We start from the raw sequence: 12,516 nt of genomic DNA, 5'->3' as shown, positions 1-12,516 counted from the left end.
CGAGGCGGTCGCCGGTAGAAGGGACAGTGCTAACGACAACAAGGTAATCATCTCGATACTCCTGATTACGACCCTATGCTGACGACCGCCATCGACATCAGTGGTGATACCCCTCGCGCTGGGCGTAGGCGTTCATGAACGAGGTCTGTTGCGCCGACGTCATGCTGCTCCACTCCGTATTCGCGCCGACGCCCGCGGCGGAACTGATACCGCTGATCATCCCAGCCGTGTCGTTCTCGCTCGGGGGCGACCATGTCGTGATAAGATTGTCGACCGTGGCATGGCCCGCATCCCATGTTTGACCAGAACCGTTCGATGTTCGATTGTTGATGTCGTTCATCAAATCATGTGCGGCCGACATGCCGTCGTCCCCTGACGAGAAGATCGCGAATCGTCCGTCGGTACCGATTGTCCCATGATTGTTGGCAAAGCTCCCGGCGCTGATATCGAGCGGGTTGTTGTCGCGATCCGGATGACCGCCGCTCTGCGTGAAGGTCGTCCCGTCCGAGTTGGTATAGGTCACGACCTTGTTGGAAACGCTTGCGCTTACCGGGTCGCCGGACGTGTCGGGGTCTGCCTGATTATCGCCGGGCGCGTAATAGCCAGATGTTCCGCCACCGTACCCTCCACCGGCATCGTAGGCGCCATAGCCGCCGTTACTGCCGCCAGCACCATAGGTGCCGCCGCCATAGCTTCCACCGCCGCCACCGTAACTGCCGCCGCCACCGTAGCCGCCGCCACCGCCGTAGCCTCCACCGCCGCCGTAGCCGCCACCACCGCCGCCGTCTTCGATCGGCTCTTCTTCCAAGGCTGACTGATTCGATGGTTTATATTGAAGTGAGGAGGTGGCCATCTGCGCTATCCTTCACAGAGATCGCCGCGATGCCGGCGACAGCAGGACAAGGTCCACACGAAGTTATGCGACTCCAATCGTGACGCGTTGTTATCGAAAAGATGAAATATTATTAATTATGATAGGAGCTATATAGTGAATCGTAGGGAATATTATTTTCCTGTGATGTGAACATTACATTTCTTAATATTCAGATACGTCTTCTTTTAATCTACAAATAATGATAAAAATTTCTAATTCAGGAGAGGCTTGGGCGTCTGCCCCGCCGCCGTACGACCCGGTATCTTCCATCGCGGACGGGGCGAAACTGGCGATCGTCTAGCCGATCTCGGCGAAGGTCGTCTGGCGCTAATGGACGAGCAGGGCGTGGACATACAGGTGCTCTGCGGCCGGCGGTTCCGCATGCTCAACGTCATCGACGACTACAGCCGGGAATGCCTGGGATGCATCGTCGACACCTCGCTGTCGGGTCGGCGGGTCGTTCGCGAGCTGAGCGCCATCGCCGAGCGTCGCGGGCTGCCGTGCATGGTGGTCAGCGACAACGGCACCGAGCTGACCAGTCATGCCGTCCTCGCCTGGTGTCAGGACACCGGGGTCGAGTGGCACTACATCGCCCCGGGGAGGCCGCAGCAGAATGGCTTTGTGGAATCGTTCAATGGTCGCTTGCGCGACGAGTGTCTGAACGAACACCTGTTCCCCTCGCTGGCTGCGGCGAGACGGATCATCGAGGCATGGCGGACGGACTACAACACCGTACGTCCGCACAGCAGTCTTGGCGGGATGGCACCCGCCGAGTTTACGAACCGCCCCCGCCAGGGGCATATAGATACCGAAGCTAAGTTATCAGCGGCCTGAAAACGGGGAGCAGGTCAAATTGCTCCAATCGCGGACGTTGCGAGCGGGCCCATTAATCCGCATAGACTTCTCGCATGTGGTTATATCGGACGAACTGGGAAGCGCTCCCGCGCTGGTTGCAGCGAACGACGATACTGATTGGCTTGCCCGCCTGGTTGGCCTTCATGGCGATGATTTTCACCGGCGCGATCTTCACGATGCCGAACCTAACCATGGTGACCTTCGGCATTTTCGGAGCCGTTGCGGTCTTTCAAACTCTCTTCATCGCGCGCGCATTCTGGCGAAACGATCTATAGCGAGCGGTGGCTGGCCACGACCCTCGGTCCGTGATGCAAAACTCACAGATTGCGCATCAGCTCAAGACCGGTAGGAAACCGCGGGCTCCGGCGATGCAAAAGACTGATGCATCTGTGATACCCGTTCAGTGGTCGGATTCTTGCGGGGTGGCCCCTAAAGCGGAAGGTCCGCTTTCCTCACCGGATGACGCGTCAGCTTCGAACGTCTCCGCCCCCGAAGACGACCTGATTGCGTACGGCAGGGGCGAACAGGCCGTAGAGAAACGGCAGCTTGTCACCGCTCACCGCATCGAGCGCAGCACGGTGCTCGGGTGGCAGGGTGAGGCCGAGTGCGGCGACATTGTCGGTTACCTGCTCCGCCCGGCTCACGCCCATGAGCGTCGATGCGATGCCGGGCTGCCCGACCACCCAGGACAGCGCGACTCGCGCCGGCGTCTCGTCGATCTCCGCGGCGACGCGCTTCAGTATTTCGAGGATTTGCCAGTTGCGCTCGGTGAACAGCGTGTCGCCGAACGGATTGTCGCCATCCAGCCGCTTATCGTCGACGGGCCGCGCCGTGTCGTCCTGTCCGGCCTGGTTGGGGACGCCGCCCGCGCGCTTCGGACCCGCCTCGACGATCGCGCGGTCGTATTTGCCGGTGAGCAGGCCATAGGCGAGGGGGCTCCAGGGGACGAGGCCCATGCCGGCCGATCGGGCGAGCGGCAGGTGCTCGGCCTCGACCCCGCGTTCGACCAGCGAGTAGAAATATTGCAGGCCGATCGGCGCCGGATCGCCCTGTACTCGCGCCAGCGTCGCGAGTTCGGCGACGTACCAGGCCGGGGTATTGGATATGCCCCAATAGCGAATCTTGCCCGCTGCGACGAGCGCGGTCATCGTTCGCAGTAGTTCCTCGGCCGGGGTGACGCCGTCCCAGACATGCACCCAGTACAGGTCGATGAAGTCCGTCCGGAGTCGGCGGAGCGATCCTTCGATGGACGCCAGGATGTGGCGCGCGCCGTTGCCGCCCGCGTGATAGCCGCGACCGGTCGCGAACCCCGATTTCGTCGCGATGACCAGCCGGTCGCGCGACGATTGCGCAGCGACGAAACTACCGACCATCTCTTCCGATCGCCCGCCCGCATAGACGTCGGCGGTGTCGATGAAATTGCCGCCGAGGTCGGTGTAGCGATCGAACACCGCGCGACTGCCGCTTTCGTCCAGTCCCCAGCGCGGCGTGCCGAAGGTCATCGTACCGAGCGCAAGCGGGCTGACGAGCAGGCCGGAGCGGCCGAGCGGGCGATAGGTGTCGAGGTTCATGGTGGCATCCTGCAGTGTGTCACCCCCAGATGGACGCCGGACAGCGCGAGGATTAGATCATCTGCGGCGCATGGGTTGATGAAGGACGTTCAGGAATGGATCGTGATCTCTGGTCCGGCCTCGCGGTGTTCGAGACGATCGTCGAGGCTGGCAGCTTCGCGCGAGCGGCGACGCGGCTTGGATTGTCGGCCTCTGCGCTCAGCCATGCGATGCGATCGCTGGAGACGAAACTGGGTGTGCGGCTGCTCGACCGTACCACCCGGTCGCTGGCGCCGACGCCGGCGGGCGAGGAACTGCTGGCGCGGTTGAGACCGGCGATAGCCTCGGTTGCGGGCGCGCTGGCCGATCTCGACAATGCCCGCGAACGGCCGGCGGGGCGGATCCGGGTCAGCGCGCACCGGGTTGCGGCGATCTACGCCATCCTGCCGCGGCTGGCCGACTTTGCGCGCGCCTATCCCGACATCGCCGTCGAACTGGTCGTCGACGACGGGCTCGTCGACATCGTCGCGGACCGCTTCGATTGCGGGATCCGGCATGCGCAAACGCTGCAAGCCGACATGATATCGGTCCGTATCAGCGCGCCGGTGCCGCTCGTCTTCGTCGCCGCGCCGGCCTACCTCGCCGATCATCCCGCTCCCGTCGATCCCGACGATATCGCCGCTCATCGTTGTCTGTGTTACCGATACACGTCCTCTGGCGTCGTACACCGCTGGGAATTCGAGCGCGATGGCCGGACAGTGGAACGGTCAGTCCGCGGCGACTTCATAACCAACGATATCGACGTGATGCGCGACGCTGCAGTGGCAGGGCTGGGGGTGACTTGCCTGCCGCTGCCGCACGCCGCGATGCAACTGGCTGCCGGTACTCTGGTCGAAGTGCTTACTGGCTGGGCGCCCACGCTGGCCCCGAACCACCTCTACTATCCCAGCCGACGTCAACCGACTGCGGCCTTCCAGGCCTTCGTGACGGCGATGCGCGTGTGATCGCAAGCATGCTTTGGCAAGGATGAAGGCGGTGATGTTCAAGATTTACGCTGGCGCTCGGTGGGGGACGTTGGCAATAGCCTTGGAAGGCGCAGGCGCTTATGAATGAGTGTCTGAAGTTGGAAAGCGTGGAAGGGCGCGCGGATGGCCGACTATGGGTCTGGCTGGAAGCTTTAAGGGCAAGGACGCCTTTGCCCAGCAGCGACTTAAGGTTAGGGCCAGTGCCGAAGCACTGGTCCACCTCGATGTCAGATCAAAGAACAGCCTCTCTGGCTCGCTTACGCAGCAAAGTCGACTGTAAGGCGCTCAGTTCGCTGTCTCATATTAAAATGCAATCTTGAACTGACCGCCAATTATGCGTGGTTCGTTAATCATCCCCGTCAGGTTGTTGAAGTCGATCGCGCTGACGCTGCGATACTGGTTGGTGATGTTGCGGACGAATGCGCCGACGTCATACCCCTGCGGCGATTTATAGCCGACCTTGAGCCCGCCTTCGAGCGACGACTTGCCGGTGAACTCGACCGCTTCGTACAGGAAGAAGTTGATGCGGCTGCGATAGACCCAGTCGGTGTACGCGTAGACCTCGCCGCCGTTCGCGAGCGGGATGCCGTAGCGCGCGGTCCAGTTGGCGATCCAGCGCGGGGCCTGGGGAAGGTCGTTACCGTCGATCACCGCGAACCCGTTGACGATCGGATCCAGCACGGTGCAGGTCGCGCAAACGCCGACGCCGATGCCCCGGTCGCGGATCTCGGTGAAGTTGTAGCTGCCGCTCGCGGTCAGCGTCAGCTCGGGAAGCGGACGCGCCTCGAATTCACCCTCGACGCCGTAGCCGATCGCCTTGTTCGCGCTGATCAGCCGCGCCGAGTTGCTGCTGCCGCCGACCGCAGTGATCTGCAGGTCCTTGGTGCTGTACCAATAGGCATCGAGCGAGAAGTTCACCTTCCGGTCGAGCAGCGTCCCCTTGAAGCCGCTTTCTCCCGAGAAGGTCGTCTGCTTGGGCGCGGTGCTCTGGACGCTGCCGAAGGTCACGCGGTCCTGGATCGCCGGTCCCTGATAGCCGGTCGCCAGCCGCGAGTAGACGTTGATGGCGGGCGTCAGTTCGTAGGTGGCACTCGCATCCCAAGTGACGTTCGAGCCGCGGACGACTGCGCGCGCGGGCAGCGTGTCGCTGATCCCGGTGCCGGGGATCGGCGCGGTGACGAGATCGTTGCGATAGTCGTGCGAGTAGCGGACACCCGCGCGCAACGTCAGCAGGTCAACGGGTTTGGCCTCGATCGACGCGAACGCGCCGTAATTCTCGTTGCGGTTGTCGTGGAAGATGTCCTGGTCGAGGTCGGTCGCGCGAGATCCGGTACCGCCGAACGCATAGTCGTACTGGTGGTACCGCAGCGTCTGGTGGAAATAATACAGCCCGCCCTGCAGGCGGATGCCGTTCATGTCCTCGCTGGCGTAGCGCAGTTCCTGGCTAAACTCCTTGGGCTTGGTCAGGCCACCGGTGTTCGACGGGAACAGGCCGACGCTGATCGCGCCGATCGTCCCGCCGAGGAAGGTGTAGTTATTGCCGCCGTCGACATCGCCGGTGCTCTCGACCTTGGCCTGTTCATAACCCGTGACCGAGTAGAAGGTGCCGATGCCGTCGAGGTGATAGTCGAGCCGGAGGTTGGTACCCCACTGCGTGAGGCTCTGGCTGGTATAGCCGTCGAGCGTGACGTGCTTGGGGTCGAACCCGGTGTTGAAGTCGTTGGTCCCCGGCTTGAACAGTCCGGCGCGGAAGATGCGCGGCGATCCGGTCAGGTCACGGACATGGACGTTCAACAACGCGTTGAAATCGCTGCTGATATAGCCGAGCTGGAAGCGGCCGGCGACGTCGCGATAGCCCTCGAGCTTGCGATCCGCATTGCCTGTCGTGGAGTCGTTCGTGACCCAATCGTCGCGCGACTGGATGATGCCCGACGCGCGAAATGCGAAGCCGTTGCCGATCGGCAGGTTGAGCGCCGCATCGCCGTTGATCGTGTTGTAGGTCGCCCATGATCCGGTCGCGTAGCCCGACACCTTGTCCGGGTTCGGCTTGGCCGAATCGATTTTCACGACACCTGCCGGCGTGTTGCGCCCAAACAGCGTGCCCTGCGGCCCGCGCAGCACTTCGACGCTTTGCAGGTCGAACACCGGGAAGGATTTCAGCATCGGGTTTTCGAGCGCAACGTCGTCATACACCACCGACACCGGCTGTGCGGCGTTGGGATCGAAATCGGTGTTGCCGAGACCGCGGATATAGAAACGCGGGAAGGTGCGGCCGAACGATGATTCGACCTGTAGGCTCGGTGTACGACCGGCAAGGAACCGGATATCGAGGCCGCTCGAATTGAGCACGTCGAGCTTTTCGCCACTGATCGCGGTAACCGCGAGCGGCACGTCCTTCGACGACTCCTGGCGGCGGGTCGCCGTGACGACGATGTCGCCGAGGCCCTGTTCGGCAGCCGGACCGCCGACGGCTTGCCCGGTCGGCGCCTGATCCTGTGCGACGGAGGGTGTGGCGAAGACGAGTAACGGCGCGCTGGCAGCCAACAGCCGGGCGATGGCAGACGTACGAACGGGCAAGCGAATCATGGATGGTCCCCCCTTGTGCTTCGAACATCCTCCTGCGTCGATCCGTGTGACCCGAATTCGTCGCCGACCGGTAACATCACTGTAACGCGCAGCAATAGACACGATCGGGGGCGATGCATTTTTGCCGGGCACCGCGACATCTTTGCCCCAGTTGGCCCCACTGACACGGTTGCCTGCGGCACACCCTCACCTCGAACATGAATGAGTGTCGGAAGTTAGGAAACGGGGACGGACGCTCGAATGGCCGACTATGGGTCTGGGGTCCGCTGGACTGCAAAACGACCCAGGGCCGGATGCGGGTGCTGGCTTGGTCTGCGGTGGCGAAGGACAAGCACCGCTCGACTAGCCATTATGGGATGCTACCGATCCCCGTAGGCATTGGCGCAAACGGGCGTATACTGGTGGGCAATCGGCCACGCCGGACGAGGCCGAGCGGAGGACCGCCGTGCTGATCACGATCTTCGCCCCCGATAACGTCCATCTGCTCGAGATCGCCGGCGTGCGCGACGCGCTCTTTGAGGCGAACTGCCGGGCGCCGACCGATAGGTCGTATAGGGTCCAGCTGGTCACCGAGCACGGTCTTCCGGTTCGTAGTGCATCCGGCGTGACCTTCATTCCGGATGCCGGTATCGAGGAAGCGACCGAGCCTTCCGACACGCTGATCGTCGTTGGACCGTACGGCGTGCCGGATCGGCCGACCGTCGGGGTGGCGCAGTGGCTTCAAGACCAGGCCGAGCGGTCGCGGCGGTACGGGGCGACCTGTACCGGCGCCTTCCTGCTAGCTCATGCCGGGCTGCTCAACGGACGACGCGCTACCACGCACTGGCAATATGCCGAGTGCTTGGCTGCCACCTATCCCGACATCTCAGTCGAGCCCGATCGCATCTTCGTTCGAGACGGTCCGGTTTTCAGTTCGGCTGGCGTGGCCGCGGCGATCGATCTCACCTTCTCGTTGATCGAGGAAGATCATGGCCGTGCTCTCGCCCTCTTCGTAGCGCGCCGGCTCGTCGTGTTCCTCAAGCGGCCCGGCGGGCAATCACAGTTCAGCGCCGCGTTGACCGCCGAATTAGAGACGAGCGGCTCGATTGATCGGGTCCGCCTGCTCGTCCTGGACAATCCTCAACGGGATTTGGGTCTTGAGACGCTAGCCGAGGAGGTCGGTGTCAGCCCCCGGCACCTGTCGCGTCTGTTTCATGCCGAACAGGGGAAGAGCCTGGCAGCCTATGTGGAACGCACTCGAGTAGACATCGCCAGGCGGCTGCTTGAAGAAAGCTCCGCCCCGATCAAGGCGATTGCCTTTGCGGCGGGCTTTGGTTCGACCACGACCTTGAGGCGCGCGTTCATGCGTGGCCTCGGCATCACGCCGCAGGAGTACCGCACGCGCTTCCAGACGACGGGCTACGCCAAGCCGGGCGACGACGAAAGTGCAGCCGTTTTGTCCTGAACCGCCGCACGCTTGACGTTGGGGCCGAGCGCTCTGTCCGGCACTGTCGGAGTCGGGGGTTCATTGCATGCAGCCGACTTTTTTGACGTTTTCGAAATGCTCGTTCGAGTTACGGGGCCTCTGCCTCGTGCAGCTTTTCTACGCGGCAGCCGGCCGCGGTCTTCCGCGATGAAACGCGTAGAGGGGCTTCCGTACGTTGGTGAGGAGCAATCCAGCTTGGTTCGCAGCCTCAACGTCCTCAAGTCGTCGCCATGCCTCTCGCCCTTCTACGAGGGCGGAGGCCGGCATGGCGCCTGACAATGTCTTCCCATCCGAAAAGTTGCGCGTTGTCATCGTCGATGACTCGCGAACCATCCAGGCTATGTTGGACAATGCTTTCAGCAAGCGGACTGACTTTCAGGTAGTAGGCTTCTCCAGCGATGCCGCTACCGCGGTTGACATGATCCGGAACCTGATGCCGGATATCGTGACGATCGATCTGACCATGCCCTACATCGACGGGGCCACCCTGCTGCGGATGATCGCCGACCTGGACACGGTGTGCAAGATCGTCGTCTCTGATGCACCGCTCAAGAACCTGGCGTTGGCGGCGAGCCTGAAACAGGCCGGGGCGGCGCTGTGCCTCGGCAAGATCGATTTCGCTGCCGATCCGGACGCCTTCTTCGCCAAGGTACGTGCTGCGGCGAAGGGGACCGGTAAAGGCAAGAGGCACCGTCGCGCCACCGCCGAGGGGGCCAGCCGTTGGGACATCGCTGCCGCACAAATGTCACCGGTCCGCGCGGATAAGCAGTTCCCCGTGCCGGCTGATGAGAACGAGCGCTTACAGTTTCTACGCGGGAACCAGCTGGCGAACAACGAACGGGAGCGGCGGTTCGATCTCGTGACCCGTCACCTGACAAGGGTAACGGATTTCCCGGTGTCTCTCCTGACGTTCATCGACCGGGACACGCAATGGATAAAGTCCGCAAGCGGTCTGGAGATAGGGAGCACGCCTCGGAAAGAGGCGTTCTGCAACTACACCATTGCACAAGGCGGGGCCTTCGTCGTGGCCAACGCGGCGAGCGATCGACGGTTCGCTCACTTCCCGTCCGTGACGGACTCGTCGAGCGTGCGGTGCTACGCAGGATATCCTGTGATCACGAGTGACGGCATCAATGTCGGCGCCCTTTGCGTGATCGATAACCGCGTCCGCACAGTACCGAAACATGTGCTCGATCAGCTTGCGGGAATGGCGGATATCGTCGCCGAAATGATCGATCAGGGTCCAACGACGGGTACTTGATATAGACGGTAAAGGGTTTTCGCAGTCCTTGCGAGCCTATCGGCCGATTTACCAAGCAGCGGTCATGCCTTTTTCCACGTATTGGAAGCGTAACGATGCACCGCCGTACTATTATAAGTAGGCTGTCTTTGCACAATCTTCTGGGTAGGTACGCGATGCAAGATTGCTTCAAATAGAGTCAGTTTAGCTCCGGCATATCGGTTTGAAGATCGGGATGAACGCGCGTCAGTCTTTGAGAGCGGCGAAGCTAAAGTCGAGTGCCCGGATGTGGGTCCATTGTTACAAGAAGCCTTCGCCCGCGTACCCGGTGAACCGCTCTCAATTCCGCACATATTAGCTAATTGCAGACATTCGCGCACTGGCTCGGAGTTGTTACCCCTGCATAGGCTCGTCAGGCTTAGCGTCGAGCCACATTCTGGCGGCGTCGTTCGAGATAAAGAAATTGAGCGTGTTTCCTTGCGTAAAAGCGCGACGCATCTGCATCTTAACAAGGCTCGATGACACATGAAGCGCTACGCGATCACCCGCCCTGTAGATCGTTCCTGTTTCCCTCTGAATGTGTGCCTGACACTCGGTGGAATGAGGTAACAAATTAACTGCATCAATGAGAACCCGGATCGGCCGATGCTCTGCACGCCAGCGATCAACCACTGCTGTTTCAGCCCTAAAATGCCTTTTTAGCGTGGCAAGATCGAAGAAGCCTTCGATCTTAATATAAATTAAGCCCCTCGCACGATCCTCTTGAATCGAGTGGGCGGGTTGCAAGTAAGAAACACGTTCGGTCATTTTATACGACCTTGTCAGCAAATTCGGCGTGAGAAGTACAACTCGTTTGGCCCGCTCAATGGGTCACGGTGATCGACGTCGCTAAAATGTAATTGCTTATCGGTGACATAGTCGCCTCGCTGCTTGGGGCGCGAGGAGCCAGTCCCCGCCGCCAGCGCCCGAATAATCGGCCAGCGATTTAATCATAACACATGAATAGCAAGAAGGATGCTTATTTAAGGGTAGGCGGTGGGATCGAGATATGTCGCGCACGTCCGCTAACCAACTATTTATTGCCATACAGTCGATACGCTATCGGCTTGAAGCCAATCTCGAGATCGAGATCAACAAATGGCAGAAGTTACAAAACAAGAAGGGCGCCGCGAACGTCCGGATCTGGGTCAGCGCTACGACAGGCCGGCGCGACAGCCCACGCGTTTCGCTTTCAATACCTGACAAAAGTTTAGGAACCGGCATCCTTGCATTTTCTCGGGCGATCGCGCGACATGGTTGCGGTGTTACTCCCCGCGCTGATACGTTTGCACCTCACCTACCTGTGGCAGCACAGACGTGTCTTAAATTTGAGGTCGCCGCAGAGATTCACCGAATGGGTGCAGCATCGCAAACTCTGCGATCGAGACCAGCGGCTGCCGGGACTGGTCGACAAGGTCGCGGTCAAAACGGTTGTTGCTGCGGCTCTGGGTCCTGAATGGGTTATCCCTACGCTGTGGCAGGGCCCCGTGCTGCCGACCCACCCGCCAGCGCCGTTGCCGTTGGTTGTCAAGGCGCGGCACGGCTGCGGTCATGTGGCATTTGTCCGGACGCAAGCTGAATGGAATGCAGCGCGTTCGCAGACAGGCCATTGGGGTGGCATGCGCTATGGTCGTTGGCTTGATGAGTGGGCCTATGCAGGCGTACCGCCTGGGCTGCTGATTGAACCTTACCTCGGACAAGAAGAGAAGTTGCCCGTCGATTATAAGCTGTTCGTATTCGGTGGGCGCGTGGCGTTCGTGCAGGTTCATTTGGATCGAGCAACGGCACACCGATGGATCGTCATGGACCGCAACTGGGCCCGTGCTTCGGTCCCGACCTGTGATCCCGATCCTGCTTGCCCCGCTTCGCTCGACCTGTTGATTGCCGGAGCTGAGCGGCTTGCCACTGATTACTCTTTTCTACGCATTGACTGTTACGAGGTGGCGGGAAGGCCCCTGTTTGGCGAAGTGACCGTCTATCCGGGCTCTGGGCTGCTGCCGGTTGTGCCAGCGTCTCTAGACCGGCAAATGGGGAGTCTGTGGCGGCAGGCAGACAGCGATCAGCGGCGCAACTGAACGAGCGTCCGCAACCGGGAAGCGATCGGGTGCCATCTAACGTCGGGATGTGGGTCAGTCACCCCCGACAATCGTTGGGTGTATGGCATCTCGCCTGAAACGGTACTTGGAGGCGCGTGCAAATGAATAGACGACCGTTGATCGTATTCGACGTCAATGAGACGCTGCTGGATATCGAGTTTCTGGAACCTCTCTTCACCGACATTTTTCCGGTTCCCGGTCGGATGCGAGAATGGTTCGCACAGGTCATCCTGTATTCGGAGGCGCTTTCACTGGCCGGACCCTACGTTCCGTTCGGCAAGCTGGGCGGCGCCGTATTGCGGATGCTTGGCCAGATCCACGGCATCTCGGTTACGGACGAGCACGTTCGTCAGCTGAGTGCGCTGATGACGGAGATGCCGGTACACGCCGATGTCTTTACCGGTCTGGCCGTGTTGAAAGACGCTGGGTTCTCGATCGTCACGCTTACCAACTCGCCGAAGAGTGCCGGGCCCGATGCACTCGACAAGGCAGGTCTGGGACCGATGTTCGATCAGCGGTTTACGGTCGATACCGTGCAGCGCTTCAAGCCGACGCCGGCAACCTATCAGCTGGTACAGGACACCATGGAGGCCGTACCAGACAGCACCTGGCTGATCGCGGCACATACATGGGATACGATCGGCGCGCAGTCGTTCGGATGGAAGGCCGCCCTGGTCACGCGCGGTGTGAACGCGCCTCTCGTCCTGGACGGCATTCCGCAGCCGACGCTGGTTGCTCGTGACGTCGGTGAGGCAGCGCGCGCGATCGCAACCAGACGATAGCGGT

Annotated in this window: 10 protein-coding genes and 1 pseudogene; 6 read left to right on the top strand and 5 right to left on the bottom strand. The window is 61.1% G+C overall.

Annotation, left to right across the window (positions count from 1 at the left end):
- Positions 1–97: 97 nt before the first annotated feature.
- Entirely contained in the window at positions 98–853 is a 756-nt protein-coding gene (locus tag ASG20_RS19785) for a hypothetical protein (RefSeq protein WP_201780693.1), read from the bottom strand.
- A 387-nt stretch (positions 854–1,240) separates the two neighbouring features.
- Between ASG20_RS19785 and ASG20_RS06920 the strand changes: the two are divergent.
- Positions 1,241–1,708 (top strand): annotated as a pseudogene (locus ASG20_RS06920) (integrase core domain-containing protein); the annotation flags it as partial.
- 52 nt (positions 1,709–1,760) lie between these two features.
- On the opposite strand, the gene ASG20_RS19315 reads toward ASG20_RS06920, so the two are convergent.
- Both ASG20_RS19315 and ASG20_RS06910 read right to left on the bottom strand, forming a co-directional pair.
- Positions 1,761–1,937: a hypothetical protein gene (locus tag ASG20_RS19315; protein ID WP_156364072.1), complete on the bottom strand. Its 177-nt coding sequence runs from the start codon at positions 1,935–1,937 to the stop codon at positions 1,761–1,763.
- Between the two features lie 259 nt (positions 1,938–2,196).
- Positions 2,197–3,300 carry an aldo/keto reductase gene (locus ASG20_RS06910; RefSeq protein ID WP_056050125.1) on the bottom strand — a complete coding sequence of 368 codons (1,104 nt, stop codon included), beginning with the start codon at positions 3,298–3,300 and terminating at the stop codon, positions 2,197–2,199.
- Between the two features lie 95 nt (positions 3,301–3,395).
- On the opposite strand from ASG20_RS06910, the gene ASG20_RS06905 reads away from it, so the two are divergent.
- Positions 3,396–4,283, top strand: a complete 888-nt coding sequence (locus ASG20_RS06905) for a LysR family transcriptional regulator (protein WP_056050123.1) — start codon at positions 3,396–3,398, stop codon at positions 4,281–4,283.
- 324 nt (positions 4,284–4,607) lie between these two features.
- Here the strand turns inward: ASG20_RS06905 and ASG20_RS06900 are convergent, their stop codons facing one another.
- Positions 4,608–6,890, bottom strand: coding sequence for a TonB-dependent receptor (locus ASG20_RS06900; protein ID WP_231420542.1), 2,283 nt, complete (start codon positions 6,888–6,890; stop codon positions 4,608–4,610).
- A gap of 445 nt (positions 6,891–7,335) precedes the next feature.
- Here ASG20_RS06900 and ASG20_RS06895 point away from each other — a divergent pair, with 445 nt between their 5' ends.
- Entirely contained in the window at positions 7,336–8,334 is a 999-nt protein-coding gene (locus ASG20_RS06895; RefSeq protein ID WP_056050121.1) for a GlxA family transcriptional regulator, read from the top strand.
- 286 nt (positions 8,335–8,620) lie between these two features.
- A complete protein-coding gene (locus ASG20_RS06890; RefSeq protein ID WP_056050118.1) occupies positions 8,621–9,616 on the top strand; it encodes a response regulator in 996 nt (331 codons plus the stop codon).
- Between the two features lie 372 nt (positions 9,617–9,988).
- On the opposite strand, the gene ASG20_RS19310 is transcribed toward ASG20_RS06890, so the two are convergent.
- Positions 9,989–10,402, bottom strand: coding sequence for a hypothetical protein (locus ASG20_RS19310; RefSeq protein ID WP_156364070.1), 414 nt, complete (start codon positions 10,400–10,402; stop codon positions 9,989–9,991).
- 458 nt (positions 10,403–10,860) lie between these two features.
- On the opposite strand from ASG20_RS19310, the gene ASG20_RS18965 reads away from it, so the two are divergent.
- The gene (locus tag ASG20_RS18965; protein ID WP_236698753.1) at positions 10,861–11,709 is read left to right on the top strand and encodes an ATP-grasp fold amidoligase family protein; all 849 of its coding nucleotides are present in this window, start codon (positions 10,861–10,863) and stop codon (positions 11,707–11,709) included.
- A 137-nt stretch (positions 11,710–11,846) separates the two neighbouring features.
- Positions 11,847–12,512, top strand: a complete 666-nt coding sequence (locus ASG20_RS06880) for a haloacid dehalogenase type II (RefSeq protein ID WP_231420540.1) — start codon at positions 11,847–11,849, stop codon at positions 12,510–12,512.
- The last annotated feature ends 4 nt before the right edge of the window (positions 12,513–12,516 follow it).

Origin of the sequence: Sphingomonas sp. Leaf198, from assembly GCF_001424005.1 — a bacterium.
Taxonomy (GTDB): domain Bacteria; phylum Pseudomonadota; class Alphaproteobacteria; order Sphingomonadales; family Sphingomonadaceae; genus Sphingomonas.
The sequence above is the reverse complement of the archived record's forward strand: the minus strand, read 5'-3'. Positions and strand labels throughout refer to the sequence as shown.

Bases quoted from the DNA above. Each gene is read 5' to 3' on its own strand.
- ASG20_RS19785 (WP_201780693.1), bottom strand. From the start codon at position 853: ATGGCCACCTCCTCACTTCAATATAAACCATCGAATCAGTCAGCCTTG.
- ASG20_RS19315 (WP_156364072.1), bottom strand. From the start codon at position 1,937: ATGCCGAAGGTCACCATGGTTAGGTTCGGCATCGTGAAGATCGCGCCG.
- ASG20_RS06910 (WP_056050125.1), bottom strand. From the start codon at position 3,300: ATGAACCTCGACACCTATCGCCCGCTCGGCCGCTCCGGCCTGCTCGTC.
- ASG20_RS06905 (WP_056050123.1), top strand. From the start codon at position 3,396: ATGGATCGTGATCTCTGGTCCGGCCTCGCGGTGTTCGAGACGATCGTC.
- ASG20_RS06900 (WP_231420542.1), bottom strand. From the start codon at position 6,890: ATGATTCGCTTGCCCGTTCGTACGTCTGCCATCGCCCGGCTGTTGGCT.
- ASG20_RS06890 (WP_056050118.1), top strand. From the start codon at position 8,621: ATGGCGCCTGACAATGTCTTCCCATCCGAAAAGTTGCGCGTTGTCATC.
- ASG20_RS19310 (WP_156364070.1), bottom strand. From the start codon at position 10,402: ATGACCGAACGTGTTTCTTACTTGCAACCCGCCCACTCGATTCAAGAG.